This is a genomic window from Micromonospora sp. ATLC16 (genome assembly GCF_057196645.1).
In genome coordinates this window covers 1-15,955 of the sequence record NZ_JBXUOW010000010.1, presented here as the reverse complement: position 1 = coordinate 15,955, position 15,955 = coordinate 1, and the positions used below count along the sequence as shown (strand labels likewise).

At 71.1% G+C, this 15,955-nt stretch carries 16 protein-coding genes and 1 tRNA gene; 11 read left to right on the top strand and 6 right to left on the bottom strand.

From position 1 onward, the window contains the following. Nucleotides 1-285: 285 nt before the first annotated feature. Together AC2CHE_RS06550 and AC2CHE_RS06545 are read left to right on the top strand one after the other, a co-directional pair. A tRNA-Gly gene (locus AC2CHE_RS06550) sits at nucleotides 286-359 on the top strand. A gap of 333 nt (nucleotides 360-692) precedes the next feature. Further along, complete coding sequence (locus AC2CHE_RS06545) at nucleotides 693-1,571, top strand: LLM class flavin-dependent oxidoreductase (protein ID WP_484503992.1); 879 nt, start codon at nucleotides 693-695, stop codon at nucleotides 1,569-1,571. A gap of 61 nt (nucleotides 1,572-1,632) precedes the next feature. Here the strand turns inward: AC2CHE_RS06545 and AC2CHE_RS06540 are convergent, their stop codons facing one another. After that, on the bottom strand, nucleotides 1,633-2,088 hold the full coding sequence (locus tag AC2CHE_RS06540; RefSeq protein ID WP_484503991.1) for an ASCH domain-containing protein: 456 nt from the start codon (nucleotides 2,086-2,088) through the stop codon (nucleotides 1,633-1,635). Between the two features lie 84 nt (nucleotides 2,089-2,172). On the opposite strand from AC2CHE_RS06540, the gene AC2CHE_RS06535 reads away from it, so the two are divergent. Then, entirely contained in the window at nucleotides 2,173-2,688 is a 516-nt protein-coding gene (locus AC2CHE_RS06535; RefSeq protein WP_484503990.1) for an alpha/beta hydrolase, read from the top strand. A gap of 93 nt (nucleotides 2,689-2,781) precedes the next feature. On the opposite strand, the gene AC2CHE_RS06530 is transcribed toward AC2CHE_RS06535, so the two are convergent. Then, on the bottom strand, nucleotides 2,782-3,333 hold the full coding sequence (locus AC2CHE_RS06530) for a phosphoribosyltransferase family protein (protein WP_484503989.1): 552 nt from the start codon (nucleotides 3,331-3,333) through the stop codon (nucleotides 2,782-2,784). A 178-nt stretch (nucleotides 3,334-3,511) separates the two neighbouring features. Here AC2CHE_RS06530 and AC2CHE_RS06525 point away from each other — a divergent pair, with 178 nt between their 5' ends. The 4 genes from AC2CHE_RS06525 to AC2CHE_RS06510 all read left to right on the top strand — a co-directional run bounded on the left by AC2CHE_RS06525 (nucleotide 3,512) and on the right by AC2CHE_RS06510 (nucleotide 7,866). Next, nucleotides 3,512-4,159, top strand: a complete 648-nt coding sequence (locus tag AC2CHE_RS06525; RefSeq protein WP_484503988.1) for a septal ring lytic transglycosylase RlpA family protein — start codon at nucleotides 3,512-3,514, stop codon at nucleotides 4,157-4,159. A gap of 100 nt (nucleotides 4,160-4,259) precedes the next feature. Continuing rightward, a complete protein-coding gene (locus tag AC2CHE_RS06520) occupies nucleotides 4,260-5,387 on the top strand; it encodes a PP2C family protein-serine/threonine phosphatase (RefSeq protein ID WP_484503987.1) in 1,128 nt (375 codons plus the stop codon). 144 nt (nucleotides 5,388-5,531) lie between these two features. After that, the gene (locus AC2CHE_RS06515) at nucleotides 5,532-7,388 is read left to right on the top strand and encodes an acyl-CoA dehydrogenase (protein ID WP_484503986.1); all 1,857 of its coding nucleotides are present in this window, start codon (nucleotides 5,532-5,534) and stop codon (nucleotides 7,386-7,388) included. 208 nt (nucleotides 7,389-7,596) lie between these two features. Next, entirely contained in the window at nucleotides 7,597-7,866 is a 270-nt protein-coding gene (locus tag AC2CHE_RS06510; RefSeq protein ID WP_043961115.1) for a DUF6458 family protein, read from the top strand. A gap of 31 nt (nucleotides 7,867-7,897) precedes the next feature. Here the strand turns inward: AC2CHE_RS06510 and AC2CHE_RS06505 are convergent, their stop codons facing one another. Further along, nucleotides 7,898-8,437: a SixA phosphatase family protein gene (locus tag AC2CHE_RS06505; protein ID WP_484503985.1), complete on the bottom strand. Its 540-nt coding sequence runs from the start codon at nucleotides 8,435-8,437 to the stop codon at nucleotides 7,898-7,900. 117 nt (nucleotides 8,438-8,554) lie between these two features. Between AC2CHE_RS06505 and AC2CHE_RS06500 the strand changes: the two genes are divergently transcribed. Continuing rightward, nucleotides 8,555-8,839: a DUF6458 family protein gene (locus tag AC2CHE_RS06500; RefSeq protein ID WP_484503984.1), complete on the top strand. Its 285-nt coding sequence runs from the start codon at nucleotides 8,555-8,557 to the stop codon at nucleotides 8,837-8,839. 78 nt (nucleotides 8,840-8,917) lie between these two features. Here AC2CHE_RS06500 and trhA read toward each other — a convergent pair whose 3' ends face one another. After that, nucleotides 8,918-9,595 (bottom strand): PAQR family membrane homeostasis protein TrhA, encoded by a 678-nt coding sequence (trhA, locus tag AC2CHE_RS06495; RefSeq protein WP_484503983.1) that lies wholly within the window; start codon nucleotides 9,593-9,595, stop codon nucleotides 8,918-8,920. Between the two features lie 106 nt (nucleotides 9,596-9,701). Here trhA and AC2CHE_RS06490 point away from each other — a divergent pair, with 106 nt between their 5' ends. From AC2CHE_RS06490 to AC2CHE_RS06480, 3 genes are read left to right on the top strand one after another with little or no spacing between them, the layout of a single operon-like run. Continuing rightward, on the top strand, nucleotides 9,702-10,385 hold the full coding sequence (locus AC2CHE_RS06490) for a 5-oxoprolinase subunit B family protein (protein WP_484503982.1): 684 nt from the start codon (nucleotides 9,702-9,704) through the stop codon (nucleotides 10,383-10,385). A 29-nt stretch (nucleotides 10,386-10,414) separates the two neighbouring features. Next, on the top strand, nucleotides 10,415-11,239 hold the full coding sequence (locus AC2CHE_RS06485) for a 5-oxoprolinase subunit C family protein (protein WP_484504056.1): 825 nt from the start codon (nucleotides 10,415-10,417) through the stop codon (nucleotides 11,237-11,239). Then, nucleotides 11,223-11,972, top strand: a complete 750-nt coding sequence (locus AC2CHE_RS06480; RefSeq protein ID WP_484503981.1) for a LamB/YcsF family protein — start codon at nucleotides 11,223-11,225, stop codon at nucleotides 11,970-11,972. Before AC2CHE_RS06485 ends, AC2CHE_RS06480 begins: the two co-directional genes overlap by 17 nt. Before the next feature lie 51 nt (nucleotides 11,973-12,023). On the opposite strand, the gene AC2CHE_RS06475 is transcribed toward AC2CHE_RS06480, so the two are convergent. Together AC2CHE_RS06475 and AC2CHE_RS06470 are read right to left on the bottom strand one after the other, a co-directional pair. After that, nucleotides 12,024-13,859, bottom strand: a complete 1,836-nt coding sequence (locus AC2CHE_RS06475) for an NHL domain-containing thioredoxin family protein (RefSeq protein ID WP_484503980.1) — start codon at nucleotides 13,857-13,859, stop codon at nucleotides 12,024-12,026. 360 nt (nucleotides 13,860-14,219) lie between these two features. Continuing rightward, nucleotides 14,220-15,955, bottom strand: a 1,736-nt coding sequence (locus AC2CHE_RS06470; RefSeq protein ID WP_484503979.1) for an LppU/SCO3897 family protein, incomplete at its 5' end; no start/stop codon positions are given.

Below are 15,955 nucleotides of genomic sequence, written 5' to 3'. Positions count from 1 at the left end.
GTCGTGCGGAAAACGTGAGGCAGACGTTACAACCGATAGACAGGTTTGAACATGGCCATATATTGCGGTGATGAAACTTCTTCCCCACCCCCCCGGCTCGCCCCACCCCTGCACATCGAGGGCCGCCAAGATCCGTGCAGTTTCGGGGATGTTGCTCTCGCCGAACCGCCCCCATGCAGCAAGTTCGGGGAAGTTGCGAGGGGCGGGACGTGCTGTGGGTGACTCGTCGGCGGGTGGAGCCCTGGGTGCGACGGGCTGGGTGACTCGGGTAGAGTGATGCCGCTTGCGGGTGTAGTTCAATGGCAGAACATCAGCTTCCCAAGCTGACAGTGCGGGTTCGATTCCCGTCACCCGCTCCACGCACGGAAGCCCTGGTCAGGACGCGAGTCCCGGTCAGGGCCTTCGATATCTCAGGGTCAACGATCACGACGTGCCATTGGCGTGCCCCTAGGCGGGCGAACGGGTCACGCTGCGAGCAAGCCGGTGAGGGTCACGTCCGCGCTGGTGATGTAGGAGACGGCCACCTCGGATCCGGTCTGATGCTATGCGCCTCTGCGTCGATCTGCTCGGCCTGCGGAGGCGATGGCGTGTGCCATGGTGTCCGCCTTCCGGTCGAACGTCCGAGGGAAGATCCCGGGCCGGGCCCCTGCGCGTGAGCGGGCGGTGCGACCCGCACCTGTACCATCGTGACGATGAGGTTCGGCATCGTGATCCTGCCCGACCAGCGCTGGTCGGTGGCCCGGCACCGGTGGCGACGAGCCGACGAGTGGGGCTTCGACCACGCCTGGACGTACGACCACCTGGGCTGGCGCGACCTTGTGGACGGGCCCTGGTTCGACTCGATGACCACGTTGACCGCCGCCGCGACGGTGACCGCCCGGATCCGTCTCGGCACGCTTGTCGCCTCACCGAACTTCCGGCATCCGGCGGCCTTCGCCCGGCAGGTGACCGCGTTGGACGACGTCTCCGACGGCCGGGCGCTGCTCGGCCTCGGCGCGGGCGGCATCGGGTTCGACGCCGCCGTCCTCGGCGGTGAGACGCTGCCCCCACGGCAACGGGTGGATCGGTTCGCCGAGTTCACCGAGTTGCTCGACACCATACTGCGACAGGACGGCACCACCTGGCGGGGCGAATGGTTCGCGGCGGTCGACGCACGGAGCAATCCGGGCTGCGTTCAGAAACCCCGGACACCGTTCGTGGTGGCCGCCAACGGCCCCCGGTCGATGCGGATCGCGGCCCGCTTCGGGCAGGGCTGGGTGACCACCGGGCCCGCCGTCGACGACCTGAACGACTGGTGGACCGGGGTGGCCGAGTTGACCAGTCGGCTCGACGCGACCCTGGCAGCCCAGGGGCGTGACCCGGCCAGCCTGGATCGCTACCTCGAGCTGGACTCGGCACCGGTCTTCTCGTTGAGCAGCGCGCAGTTCTTCGCCGATCAGGTGGAGCGGGCGGCGAAGCTCGGTTTCACCGATGTGATCACGCACTGGCCCCGGGCGAGCAGTTGGTACGCCGGTGACGAGGCGGTCCTGGTGGAGGTCACCACCCGTCTCCTGCCCGAGCTGCGCCGCTGAGCCGGCGCGCCGCCCGCCGGGTGGGCGCAGGGTGGCGCGGGGCTGCGAGTCGAATGGCGGCTCAGGTGCCGAGGTCGCCGGTGGCGATGCCGCCGGCTCCGGCGGACAGCAGGCGGAAGCGTACGCAGACGATCTCGCTGTCGTCGGTGACCGGGGTGCCGATGCGAGTCCAGTAGGCGGCGTGTCCGGCCCGCCACTCCTCGATCGAGCGGTCGCCCTCCCCCTCGGCGTGGGCAAAGTCCCACGGCACCTCGGCGAACCGGGTCACCTCGATGCCGGTCACCTGGACGACGGCCACCAACGCGTCGGCGTCGTCCACCAGGGCCAGCCGCTCTCCGACGTGCTCAAGCTCCTCGCCTTCGTCGGCGTACTCGCTGAACAGGCCGGCGGTGGCGGTCTTCAGGCCGGCCAGCACGAGGGTGTTCAGGCGCGCCCGTAGTTCACCGGGGGTGCCGAGGGCTAGTGCGCGGAGTCCGCCGATCCGTGGCCACATCGTGTCGAGGGTACTGCCGATCATCGGCATCCGGTCGAGCCTGAGTGGGTCATCCCGGACGGATGGTATTTGGGGGTACGGTCGATGGCCGACGACAAGGAGATGTCCATGGCGGACCGACGTGCGGTGCTCATCCCGGGACGCGGGTACGACACCCGGTACCCCCTCTTCCTCTACCTGGGCGAGGCGCTGCGCCGGGTTGGTTTCGGGCTGCACGGGATCTCCTGGCAGGTGCCGGAGAACTTCGACATCGACACCATCGGCAGGTGGGTGTGTGACCAGGTCTCCCCGACCCTGAACGAGCGGACGGACCTGTTGGTCGGCAAGTCGCTCGGCACCCTCGCCGCGCCGCTCGCGGCCGGCCGGAGGCTGCCCGCGGTCTGGCTCACCCCGTTGCTGCACCGGGGCGAAGTGGTCGACGCGCTGCGCCGGGCCACCGCGCCGTTCATCCTGGTCGGTGGCACCGCCGACTCGTCCTGGGACGGCGGAGTCGCCCGGCGGCTCACCCCGCACGTGCTGGAGATCCCCGCCGCCGACCGCGCGCTGATGGTGCCTGGCCCGCTGGCCCGCTCCGCCGAGGCACTCGGCCAGGTCTGCACCGTGGTCGAAGACTTCGTCCGCTGACCCACCCCTCCGCCCGCATTGATCATGAGGTTGTTGCCACGCCACGCCGGAGCGAGGGACAACAGCATCATGATCAGCAGGAACGGGTGGAAGTCAGGCGGGGAGGTCGGGGGCGGTGAGGAGCGTGGTGATCCTCAGCTCGGCCGCCACCGGCGGTGGGCAGGTGGCGACCACGGCGGCGGTGCCGACCGGGTCGGCTCCCCGGGCCGCGCAGATCTCGTAGATGGCGCGTACCTGGGCGGCGGTGTCCACCCAGTCGTCCACCACCAGCACCCGGTCGCCCGGACCCAGGTGTCGGTCACGTACCGCGAGGTCCACCCGGCGGCCGCGAAAGTCGGGGGGACTCTGCGCCCAGGTCAGCGAGCCGGCGGGTAGCCGTCCGTCGCCCGGCTTGTGCGCTGCCACGAATCCCACGCCGAGGGCGGTGGCCGCCAGCGGCCCGAGCAGGAACCCGGTGACCGCCGGGGAGACGACCACCGTGGGCCGAGCCGCCCGGAACGGCGCGACCAGCGCGGGCCCCAGCTCGGCGAGCGTCGCCGGATCCCGCCACCAGCCGGAGGTGTCGCTGACCAGGTGGCTCGCGCCAGGGCCGGGGTCGACCCACCCGAACAGCTCGACGAGGCGTCTGCTCAGCTCAACTGGCATGTCTCCATCCTGCGTCACCGACAGCCGAACACCGGCCCACCCGGCCCATCGCGACTCGGATGATCGGCTTCACGTATCACCGCAATTGCGGTCATAGCGCTATGATCACGTTGACTTCGGAAGTGCTTCTCTCGTTATGGTCCGACCCGGTTTGACCCGCTGAGAAAGGACCGGGCCGGTGGCTGGTAAGCACTCCCGTACCCGCAGGTTCACCTCGCCGGCCGGTCTCACGGCCAGCGCTGTGGTGGCGGTCGCGCTCGCCGTCGGAGGCACCGTCGGCGCGGTTCGGCTGACCGCCGAGGCGGAACCGGTGCGACCGGCCGCGATCGACCTGTCACCCACCGTCGCGACGAGCGCCCCTACGAGCGCCCCTACGACCGGCTCGCCGACCGCGTCGCCGACCGTCAGCGCCAGTGCCTCCCCGAGCCCGACGGTGAGCCCGAAGCCGAGCCGCACCGTCCAGGCGCCGTCGCGTAGCAAGCAGCGTACGGCCAGCCCGATGCCGAAGCCGACGACCAGGAAGACGACTGCCCCCCCGGTGGTCGACACCGGCTCCTGCGGCGCGTCCTTCTACTGGCAGGGTCAGCTGACCGCCAACGGCGAGACGTTCGACCCGGAGGGGATGACGGCCGCCCACAAGACCCTGCCCTTCGACACGAAGGTGCGGGTGACCAACCCCGCCAACGGCAAGTCGGTCATCGTGCGGATCAACGATCGTGGGCCGTTCATCGAGGGGCGCTGCCTGGATCTGGCGCGGGCCGCGTTTGCCGAGATCGCGTCACTCGACCTCGGTCACATCGACGTCCGCTACGAGGTGCTCGGCTGAGGCGGTGGAGCGTCGGGATCGGCTCCGTCTCCGGATTCTCGCGGTCAGATCCGTCTCGTCCGAGGGGCCAGGCTCATTCTTTCGCTCACGTACATCGGGCATGCTGTCGGATGTACGCACGCAACTCCTTCAGCCGGGCCGCGGCCCGCTGAGCCCTGGATCCCGCGCCGGCCTCGGCGCGGCCCTCGTCCTGCTCGCAATCGTGTCCGCGGTCGAGTTGGTGGATGACCGTACGGCGAACTACATCGCGCTGATGGTTGCCGCGCCGTTCCTGGCCGCCGCGCTCGCCTCCTGGCGGATCGTGCTGGGCGTCGGTGCCGCCGCCTCCGTGCTGGGGGTGACCTTCGCCCTGTCCGAGCGGACCACGTCGGTCGCCACGGCCGTCGCCGTGGCCGGCATCGCGTTGGGTACGGGCATCGCGGCGGCGGTGGCGGCGGTACGACAGCGGCAGGCAGAGCAGATCGCCGAGCTGTCGAAGCTGGCCATGGTGGCTCAGCAGGCGGTGCTGCGCCCGCTCGGTCCTCGGGTGGGCGCTCTATCGGTGGCCGGCCGGTACATATCGTCGACCGCCACGGCTGAGATCGGCGGCGACCTCTACGAGGCGATCGAAACTCCGTACGGCGTTCGCATGATCATCGGGGATGTGCGCGGCAAGGGCCTGGAGGCGGTCCGGCTGGCGAGCATCGTCCTCGGCTCGTACCGGCACGTGGCGTACGAGCGGGCCGATCTGCGGGCCGTGGTGACGGATCTGGACCGGGCGGTGGCGCGCAACGTCGGTGACGAGGACTTCGTCACGGCCGCGTTGGTCGAGGAGCGCGGTGGCACGCTCACCATCGTCAACTGTGGACATCCCGCGCCGCTACTGCTGCGTCGCGGCGCGGTGATCTCCCTCGAGCCGCCGGCACCGGCGCCCCCGCTGGGCTTCATGCCGGTGGTCCGGCCACGGGTGGAACGGTTGGAGCCGGGTGACCGGTTGCTGCTGTTCACCGACGGGTTGGGCGAGGCACGGCGGGACGGCGAGTTCTTTCCCACCGCGGACCGGGCCTGGCGGCTACTCGGGCACGGTACGGTCGGTGACGGCCTCGCCTCCCTGGAGACCGCTCTGGTCGAGTGGGTGCACGGCCGGCTCGACGACGATATCGCGCTGGTCCTGATGGAGTACACGGGCTCGGCGGGCAAGGCGACGGTGGCGGTGCCGAGTTGGGAGGTCGGTGCGGCCGAAGGGTGATTCACTTCTGAGGGCCCGCTGGTGGACCTGAACGGCAGGTGTGTGATGCCTGTCACTATGAGGATCGGCTTGTCGCTGCCTACCCGCGAGTAATAGAGTCCGGTTACTGATCGGTAACACCTGTCCGGAAGCGGGGCCAGCGACATGACCCACTACAAGAGCAACCTTCGGGACCTCGAATTCAATTTGTTCGAGGTGTTCGGAGCGGACCGGGCGTTCGGCCAGGAGCCGTACTCCGACCTCGACGTCGACACCGCGCGGAGCTTCCTCGCCGAGGTCGACCGGCTGGCTCGGCAGGACCTGGCCGCAAGTTACCAGGACAGCGACCGCAACCCGCCGGTCTTCGACCCGGCCACCCACACCGCGCCGCTGCCCGAGTCGTTCAAGCAGTCGTACCGGGCCTTCATGGAGTCCGAGTTCTGGCGTCTGGACCTGCCCTCGGAGCTGGACGGCACCAACGCCCCCCGGGCGCTGTGGTGGGCGCTCGCCGAGCTGGTGCTCGGGTCGAACGCGCCGGTCTGGATGTACGCCTCCGGCCCGTCCTTCGCGCACGTGTTGCACGTGGAGGGCACCGAGCAGCAGAAGAAGTGGGCCAAGCTCTTCATTGACCAGCAGTGGGGCTCCACGATGGTGCTCACCGAGCCGGACGCCGGCTCGGACGTGGGCGCCGGCCGGGCGCGGGCGATTCCGCAGCCGGACGGCACCTGGCACATCGAGGGCGTCAAGCGCTTCATCACCTCCGGTGAGCACGACCTGAGCGACAACATCGTCCACTACGTACTCGCCCGCCCGGTGGGCGTGGAGGGCGTGGGTGGCCCCGGCACCAAGGGCCTGTCGCTGTTCGTCGTTCCGAAGTACCACTTCGACGAGAACACCGGCGAGTTGGGCGAGCGCAACGGCGTCTTCGCCACCAACGTCGAGCACAAGATGGGCCTGAAGGTCTCCAACACCTGCGAAATCACCTTCGGCGAGCACGGCGTACCGGCCAAGGGCTGGTTGCTGGGCGAGAGGCACGACGGCATCCGGCAGATGTTCATGATCATCGAGTACGCCCGGATGATGGTCGGCACGAAGGCCATTGCCACCCTGTCCACCGGTTACCTGAACGCGTTGGAGTACGCCAAGAACCGGGTGCAGGGCGCCGATTTGACCCAGATGGCGGACAAGACGGCCCCCCGAGTGGCCATCACCGCGCACCCCGACGTGCGTCGCTCGTTGCTGCTGCAGAAGTCGTACGCCGAGGGTCTGCGGGCGTTGGTCCTCTACACCGCCACCTGGCAGGACAAGGTCGCCATGGCGGAGGCGGCCGGTGACGAGAAGGCCATCAAGCTGGCCAAGCGGGTCAACGACCTGCTCCTTCCGCTGGTCAAGGGCGTCGGCTCGGAGCGGGCGTACGAACTGCTCGGGCACGAGTCGCTGCAGACCTTCGGCGGCTCCGGCTTCCTCCAGGACTACCCGCTGGAGCAGTATGTCCGGGACGCGAAGATCGACACGCTGTACGAGGGCACCACGGCGATCCAGAGCCTCGACCTGATCTTCCGGAAGATCGTCCGAGACAACGGCAAGGCACTGACGGCCGTGGCCGGCGAGATCCAGGAGTTCATCGCGACCGAGGCGGGCAACGGCCAGCTCAAGGAGGAGCGCCAGTCGCTCGGCAAGGCGCTCGCCGAGATCCAGAACATGCTCGACGTGATGACCGGCTGGTTGGGTGAGGCGCAGGGTGGAGACACCCGGGCACCGTACAAGGTCGGGCTGAGCAGCCGGCGGTTCCTGCTCGCCCTCGGCGACCTGGTCGTCGGCTGGCTGCTGCAGAAGCAGGCCGACGTGGCGCTGAAGGCCCTCGCGGGTGAGGTGACGGCGACGGACAGGGCGTTCTACACCGGAAAGGTGGCCGCCGCCCGGTTCTTCGCTCGCGAGGTGCTGCCCCGCATCGGTGCCGACCGCCGCATCATCGAGACCGCCGACCTGGACATCATGGACCTCCCCGAGAACGCGTTCTAACCCACCCACCCACCCACCCACTCGGTCTCGTTGATCATGAGGTTAGCGGCGGTCTAAGAGATCAACACTGCCGCTAACCTCATGATCAACTCCTTGTTCGTGGGGGTGAGGGGGAGGGGAGAGGTGGGGTAAGCGAGGGGTGGGTGGGTATGCATGGCGGACGAGTCCGAGTACGCCCAGAGCAACCGCACGGGGGAGTGCCGCGCACATGGGCATAGGCAGTGGGATCTTCCTGATCGCGATCGGCGCGATCCTGACCTTCGCCATCCGGGCCAACGTCTGGTGGGTCGACCTGCGGGCGGTCGGTTGGGTCTTCATCCTGGCCGGGCTGGCCGTGCTGCTCACCACGCTCTGGTTCTGGCAGGACCGCCGCAAGCGGGCCCGTACATTGATCGTGGAGGAGAACCGGCTCTCACATCCGACCGCGATGATGCCGCCACCGCCCGATCCACCACCACCGACCGCACCGCCGAGCTGAGCGACCGTCTCCGCCCACACCGCACGCGCGCCTAGCCGCGTGCGGTGTGCCGCGTCTCGATCGCGGCCGCGCCGCGGCTCAGTTCCGCCCAGGGCAGGGCCGTCCGGTGCACCACGAGACCGCCGGTACGCAGCCCTTCCGGATCCGCCCGGACCGGATCGAGCAGTTCGGACAGCAGGGACATGCCGGGATTGTGGGCGATCATCAGGATTGTGGTGGCGGTCGGTGACACCTGTCGGACCAGGTGCAGCAGATCCTCCGGATGTGCCTCGTAGGCGTCCGGCTCGTAGCGGAGCACCGGAGCGGGACCGGCGGGACCGCCCTCCGGCGGCGCGCCGGTGATGCCCAACTGGACGGCGTGCCACGTCTGTCTGGTTCGCACGGCCGCCGAACAGAGCACCACGTCCGGTAGCAGCCCGTGCCGGGCCAGCCACGCCCCGGCCGCCGCGGCGTCCGCGCGGCCGCGAGCGGCCAGCGGGCGTTCGACGTCAGGACGGTCCGTGGTGGGCGGTTCGGCCTTGGCGTGCCGTAGCAGCACCAGTGTCCGCTCGGGGTACGGGCTGTCCGTCATGTCTTTAGCTTGCCCGATTGGCGATCTTCCTGCCGGGGTAAGTCGGTCGGTGCCGCAACCTCATCCGTGGCCGCGGCGGGGTGGAATGCCAGCTTCGATAGCCAAGGAGACGACGAGATGGGCATCGGTGGCAGTGTTTTCCTGATCGCGCTGGGCGCGATCTTCGCATTCGCCGTGGAGGCGGAACTGGGCTGGCTCGATCTGAGCGTCGTCGGCTGGGTGCTGATGCTCGCGGGCGTCGCCGGGCTGATCGTGACCCTCTACTACTGGAACTCGCGTCGCCGTACGGTCGTCGCGCCGGTGCGCGAGGAACGGGTGGTGGCCGAGCGTGCCGTGCCGGTCCGGGACGACCAGGTGGTCCAGGAGTACCGCGAGGTGCGCCGGCCCGGTCCCACGATCTGACCTCAGGGCGCAGCCCGACGGACCCAGCGGGGGTGGTGAGCGACGAGGCTCACCACCCCCACTGTCGTCGGGTCCGGCTCAGGCGAACAGTGCGAAGTAGATGGCGATGTGGTGGCAGACCGCAGCGACCAACGTGCAGGCGTGGAAGAACTCGTGGTGGCCGAAGACGGTGGGCCACGGATTGGGGCGGCGCAGCGCGTAGAAGACCGCGCCCACGGTGTAGATCGCGCCTCCCACGGCGAGCAGCACCAGTGCGGTGACGCCGCCCTGATGGAGGATGTCAGGCAGCATCGCCACGGACACCCAGCCGAGGGCGAGATACAGCGGCGCGGAGATCCACCGGTTGGCGTGCGGCCAGATCAGCTTGAGCGCCACACCGCCCAGGGCACCGCCCCAGACGATCGACAGCATCATGACGGCGGCCCGGGTCTCCAGCAGCAACAGGCAGAACGGGGTGTACGTGCCGGCGATGAACAGAAAGATCATCGAGTGGTCCATCCGGCGCATGACCGCGTAGCCGCGGGTCGACCACACCCGACGGTGGTACAACGCGCTGGTGCCGAAGAGACCGCAGACGGTGAAGCTGTAGACGGCGGAGCTGGCCAGGGGGGTCCAGCCCGGACGGGCGGCGGCGATCGAACAGAGCACGATGCCACAGACCAGGGCGACAAAGAACGCGTACGTGTGCAGCCAGCCGCGCATCCGGGGTTTCCCGATGTCGACCGGCTTGAGCCGGGGGCGTGCTGAGGTGGTCACGCCCCCAGGTTACGGCAGCGTAGGTTACTTTCGGGTAGTGCAACTGGTCACGCTGTCCGACCAGCGGCCGACGCGAAAGCATCCATTCTTCCGGGAGGATGGCGGAATGCGGATCAGACCGGTCGGCACGCACTCCCTCCTGCTCGACCTCGCGCCACCGCCAGACACCGATCCCGCAGCGCGGCCGAGCCGGGACAGCGAGGTGGCCGCCACCGTCGAGGCGTGGCGGGCGGAGTTGTGGCACCGCCGCGAGCTTGGCGAACTGGTCGCCGTCGAGATCGTGCCGGCCGCCGCCACCGTGTTGCTCGACGGCGTACCCGATCCACCGGCCACCGCCGCCCTGATCGCCGCCTGGACCGCCTGCGCATCCGCCGCCCGGACACCGACGGCGGCGCTCACCGCCGCCTCCGCCCGCCTCGTCCAGGTACCCGTCAGCTACGACGGAGCAGACCTTCCCCGGGTCGCCGATCACTGGCGCACCGACGTACCCGGCGTGGTGCGTCGCCTGCGGGAAACCGAGTTCCAGGTCGCGTTCTGCGGTTTCGCTCCCGGCTTCGGGTACCTCACCGGGCTGCCCGCCGAGCTGGCGGTGCCCCGGCTGCCGACGCCCCGGCAGCGGGTGCCGGCCGGTTCGGTCGCCCTGGCCGGCCGGTACGCGGGCATCTATCCCACCGCGTCCCCCGGCGGTTGGCTGCTGGTCGGGCGGACCGAGGTGACCCTCTTCGACGTGACGGCGGACCCGCCGGCCCTGCTCAGCCCCGGCACCCGGGTCCGGCTGGTGGACCGGTGAGCGGTCTCCTCGAAGTGCTCCGGGCCGGGATGCTGACCACCGTGCAGGACCTCGGTCGGCCCGGCTGGGCGCACCTCGGCGTACCCCGTTCCGGTGCCCTCGACCCGGCGGCGCTGCGCCTGGCCAACCGCCTGGTCGGCAATCCGGAGCACGCGGCCGGGTTGGAGATCACCCTGACCGGCTGCGAGCTGCGACCCACCCGGGCCACCACCGTCGCCGTCGTCGGCGCCGAGGCAGACGTTCGGGTCGGCCAGCGCCCTGGTGACACCGGCCGCCCGCTGGCCGTACCGGGCGGGACGGTGCTGCGCGTCGGCCCCGCCCGACAGGGCCTGCGCTGCTGGTTCGCGGTGGCCGGTGGCATCGCCGTCGCCCCGGTCCTGGGCAGCCGCTCCACCGACACCCTCGCCGGGCTCGGACCGGCACCGCTGCGCGACGGCGACCTGCTGCCGCTGGGCACCCCCGCCAACCCGCCCGCCCCGGTCGACGTCACCGTGCCGGCGGCGTCCCCGGCGGAGTTGCGGCTCACCGTGCGGCTCGGCCCCCGGCACGACTGGTTCACCCCGGCGGCAGTGGACCGGCTGCTCGGCACCGCGTACCAGGTGAGTCCGTTGAGCAACCGGGTCGGCGCGCGACTGAGCGGCGCGCCGCTGCCCCGCGCGGTGGCCGGGGAACTGCCGAGTGAAGGACTCGTCCTCGGCGCGGTACAGGTGCCGGCGGACGGCCAACCACTAATCTTCCTCGCCGACCACCCCACCACCGGCGGATACCCGGTCATCGCGGTGGTGGACGACGTGACCCCGCTCGCGCAGGCCCGCCCAGGCACTACGGTGAGATTTCATGGACCTCAACGCTGACCTCGGCGAGGGCTTCGGCATCTGGCGTCTCGGCGACGACCAGGCACTGCTGAACCTGGTCACCTCCGCCAACGTCGCCTGCGGCTTCCACGCCGGGGACCCGGCCACGATGCGCCGGGTCTGCGCCGCCGCCGCGGAGCGGGGAGTCGCCGTCGGAGCCCAGGTCGGCTATCGGGACCTCGCCGGCTTCGGTCGGCGGCACATCGAGTACGAGTTCGCGGAGCTGCGCGACGAGGTGCTCTACCAACTCGGCGCGCTCAACGCGTTCTGCCGGGCGTACCGCACCCGGGTCCGCTACCTCAAGCCCCACGGGGCGCTCTACCACGCGGCGGCCAGCGAGGAACTGCCGGCGGCAGCCCTGCTGGCCGCACTCGACGACTACGACCCGGAACTGCCCGTCCTCTGCCCACCCGGGTCGGTGCTGGCCCAACTCGCCCAGGGTGCCGGCATCCGGGTGGTGGCCGAGGGGTTCGCCGACCGGAACTACCTGCCCAACGGTCGCCTGGTGCCACGGAGCTCGCCGGACGCGTTGGTCACCGACCCACAGGAGGTGGCTAGACGGGCGGTGCGGATGGCCACCGAACGGGTCGTGGTCACCGTTGACGGCGGTACGGTCCCGTGCGCGGTGGAGTCGGTCTGCCTGCACGGCGACAGCCCCGGCGCGGTGGCCGCCGCGGAACTCGTCCGCGCCGCCCTCGTCGACGCCGGGGTCACCCCCGCCCCGTTCGCCTGACGTGCCGCGAAGGGCACCCTGTTCCCGGTGCCTTCCGGACGCGGCCGGGCCTCAGCCGGCGTCCATGCCGCGCAGCACCAACGGCAGCCGGCCGGCACCGCCGTCGACCACCCGCACCGGTACGCCCCAGTCCTGCCGGGTCAGGTGACAGGCCGCGTGCTCCACATCGGCGTCACAGGTGGCCGCCTGGGCGGTCACCTGAAGCACCCCGCTGGGCACCGAGCCGTCAATCACCAGGCGGCGGGACAGGTCGGTACCGGTGCCCGCCCCCTCGACCAGCAACTCCGGTGGCGACGCGGAGACGACGAGCCGGGTGGACGGTCCGAACGTGTCATCGAGCTTCTGCCCGGGGGCCGGGGTGAAGACGACATCCAGCACGACCTCACCGACGGCCAGCTCCGTCGGCCGGCGCTCGGTACGGTGCCGGGGACCGTCGACGGTCTCCGCACCGGCCGCCGAGAGCGCACCGGGAGCCAGCCGGGTGACCCGGTGCGCCGCCGACTCCACCACCAGCACCGCGCCGTCGGCGGTGAGCACCAGGTCGCTCGGCTCGGCCAGGCCGCTGGCGACGGTGGCGACCTGATCATCGGCCGGGTCGTAGCGGCGTACCGCGCCGTTGTAGGTGTCGGCGATCAGGACCGATCCGTCGGGCAGGGCGCAGACGCCGAGCGGGTGCTGTAGCAGGGCCTGTGCCGCCGGCCCGTCCACGTGCCCGAAGTCGAACAGCCCCTGACCCACGGCGGTGCCCAGGAGGCCGTTCTCGACGTAGCGGACGGCGCTGGTCTCGCTGTCGGCCACCCAGAGCCGGTCGCCGTCGGTGGAGACGGCGAGCCCGGACGGCTGGGCAAGCCACGCCTCGGCCAGCGGCCCGTCGCGCAGCGCCTCCACCGTCGTGCCGGCGTACATCCCGGCGGTGCGCTTGATCGGGTCGAACCACCAGAGCTGGTGGATGCCGGCCATGGCGATGACGATCCTGTCGTCGTACCAGACGAGATCCCAGGGAGAGGAGAGGTCGACCGAGCGGGCGTCGTGCGCGTGGTCGTCGACCGTCGACCGCCACTGCCGTCCGGTGCCGGCCACCGTGAGCACCTCGCCGGTGGCCAGCCGTACGCCCCGCAGCAGGTGGTTGACGGTGTCGGCGACCACCAGGTCGTAGCCGGCGACCTCAGCCACGTGCGGCGGCAGCAGACACAGCCCCTGCGGCTCGGAGAAGGTCGCGGCACCGGCGGCACCGTCGGTCCGGCCCCGCTCGCCGGTGCCGATGGTACGGACGACGGTCTCAGCGTCGGCGGCCAGTTCGACCAGGCGGTGCCGCGCCGAGTCGGAGACCAACAGGCCGCCGTCGGGCAGGGCCACCGCCTTCCCCGGGAACCGGAGGATGGTCTCCGGCTCGGCGACCGGGATGTACGGGCCGTCGCCCCGGTGCAGCGTGCCCTTCGCCTCGTGGGTCGCGATCAGGTCGTCGATCAGCCGGGCCAGCCCGTCGGCGTGGCCCTCACCCGCCATGGTGGCCACCACGTATCCCTCCGGGTCGATCACCGCGAGGGTCGGCCAGGCACGGGCCGCGTACTGCTGCCACATGTCCAGCTCAGGATCGTCGAGGACCGGGTGGTGCACGCCGTACCGCTCGACGGCGTCGGCCAGCGCATCGGCGTCCTTCTCGTGCTCGAACTTCGGCGAGTGCACCCCGATCACCACGAGGACGTCGGCGTACTTCTGCTCAAGGGGACGCAACTCGTCCAACACGTGCAGGCAGTTGATGCAGCAGAAGGTCCAGAAATCCAAGACGGTGATACGACCTCTGAGATCAGCCAGACGGAGGACCTTGCCCCCCGTGTTCAACCAGGCCCGACCCCGAAGCTCGGGAGCCCGCACGCGTGCAGTCATAGCCCCATCGTGCCTCACCAGCAGGCGCCAGCCGGCGCGACGGGAGGTGGGAGAGCCGGACGTGACACCGCTCACCCGGAGCCGTCCGTTCCCGGCATCGCCCGGCACACAGATCCGATCGCCGAGCGTGAGCCACGGCGCTCGCGGTGCGTAGGAACAGGCACCGGATGGGACACACCACCACTGCCAGGCCGATGACGCGTCGTCAGCGGCTTGTCGGCGTTACCGAGGGAGACCGGCTCCCGTCCGGCGTCTCGGTGACCGCAGGCCGCGCGAGCTTGGCCGGCGGGGCGGGCGAGCCGCGAGACAGCGACGGCGGGGTCACGGTCTGACCGTGACCCCGCCGTCGGATGTGCGAGCTCAGCTACCGGTCTCTTGCTTGAGGCAGAGCACCGGGTTGGCGGTGGCGCCGCGGAGATCCACGTGTGGCATGGCCGGGTCGGGGCACTTGTCCTTCGACTCGACCTTGGACACCACGCTGAAGGCTTCCGGATCGGCGCAGTCGACGGCCACGGCGGTGGTGCCGGAACGCTTGACGCACGAGCCGACCGGCGGGTCGAAGGCGTTCGCGTCGTCCGATCCGCCGACCATGCCGAGGAGCTTCAACAGGCCGAGCGGAATGGCCAGGATGAGCACGGCGGCGACGAGCACCGCGGCGAGCACCCGTCCGTTGCGCACCTTCGGCGCCGGAGTTTCCGCAGCCGGCTCGGCGACCGGCTTGAACGCGTCGAAACGGCCCTGTTCTGCCTCACCCGGACCCGGGCTCCAGGGTGGCGCGGACTGCGGCGGCGGGGGAAACGCCGAATCATGCTCGCCGCCCGGCTCCGACCGGACGGGCGAGCCGTAGGCAACACCCGGGCGCTCGGGCGGCCCACCGTACGGGTCGTTGCCCGGCCCACCGTACGGGTCACGCGGTGCGCCGCCGAAGGGGTCGGCCGGGCGTTCCGGCTCGGCGTGCGGCCGTGTGCCGTTGACCGGCCGGTTGGCCGGAGGTGCGTCGATGAAGGACGGTATCCCCGGCGGGAACGCGGGGGGCGCAGCCGGCGAAGCCGGAGCGGCCGGACCGGCGAAGGCGTTCGGCCCGCCCATCGGCGGCTCGTGGTCGGCGAAGCGGGGCTCCGGGGTCTGCTCGAACCGCTCCGGGCCCTGATCACCGCGCGCCGCGGCCCGGTCCACGTCGAACCGTCCCGGGCTCTGGTCGAAGCGGGGCACCAGGGGCTGCTCGCCGTGCTCCTGGACCGGCTCCTCATGCTCAGGGCGGGCCGGCCGGCCGTACACCCGTGGTTGCGGCGGGGGCGAATCGGTCGGATGAACCGCGTGGTCGGCCGGGGGCATGACCCGGCTGGACAGTGGTACCGAGGCGCTCGCCGCGACACCGCCGCCGGGCGGCGGTGTGGTGCGGCCCTCGGCTTCCGGAGAGGTGCGCGGCGCCGGGATGACCGGGGACTGCGGGTCGTCGTGCCGGGGCTCGGGGTGGCCCCAGGCTGTGCCGCCGGCCGGCTGGTCGACCACCGGGCGGCCAGGAGGTCCGGACGGGTCGTCGGTGAACGGCGCGGGCTGGGCGAAGTCCGCAGGCGGTGTGGCGGCCAGGCTGGCACCCGGCACCCGCTGCTCCTGTGGCGGCAACGGCACCATGTTGGCGGGAGAGATTCCCGGGCCGGGTGCGGGCTGGTAGACGGCGTCCTCGGACCGACCAGCGTCGGGTTCGGAGGTGGTTCGGGGCGCGGCAGGCTCCGCCGCCTGACCCCACGCCTCACCGGGCGCCCACGGCTCGATGTCCGGCACGGCGGACCGATCGCCGGCGGTGCGGGACGGAAGTGGCTCGGCGGACGGGCTCCAGGACGGTGGCGGGCCGGCAGCCGGGTTGCCTCCGGCCCAGCCGGTCGACTGCTCCCGTGCGGGCGTGGCCCAGTCGGGCTGTGCTGCCGCCCGGTCACCGCCCGAGTGCCAACCCTCGGCCGGCTGCTCGGCCCAGCCGCCCCCGGCGGGCTCCCGTCGCTGGCCGGTCGCCCAGCCGGACTGCTCCGGCTGCTCCGCGGGCCATGCCTCGGCGGGTGACGACCCGTCGGTGGGCCGCTGCTGGCCCGCGTCCGGGG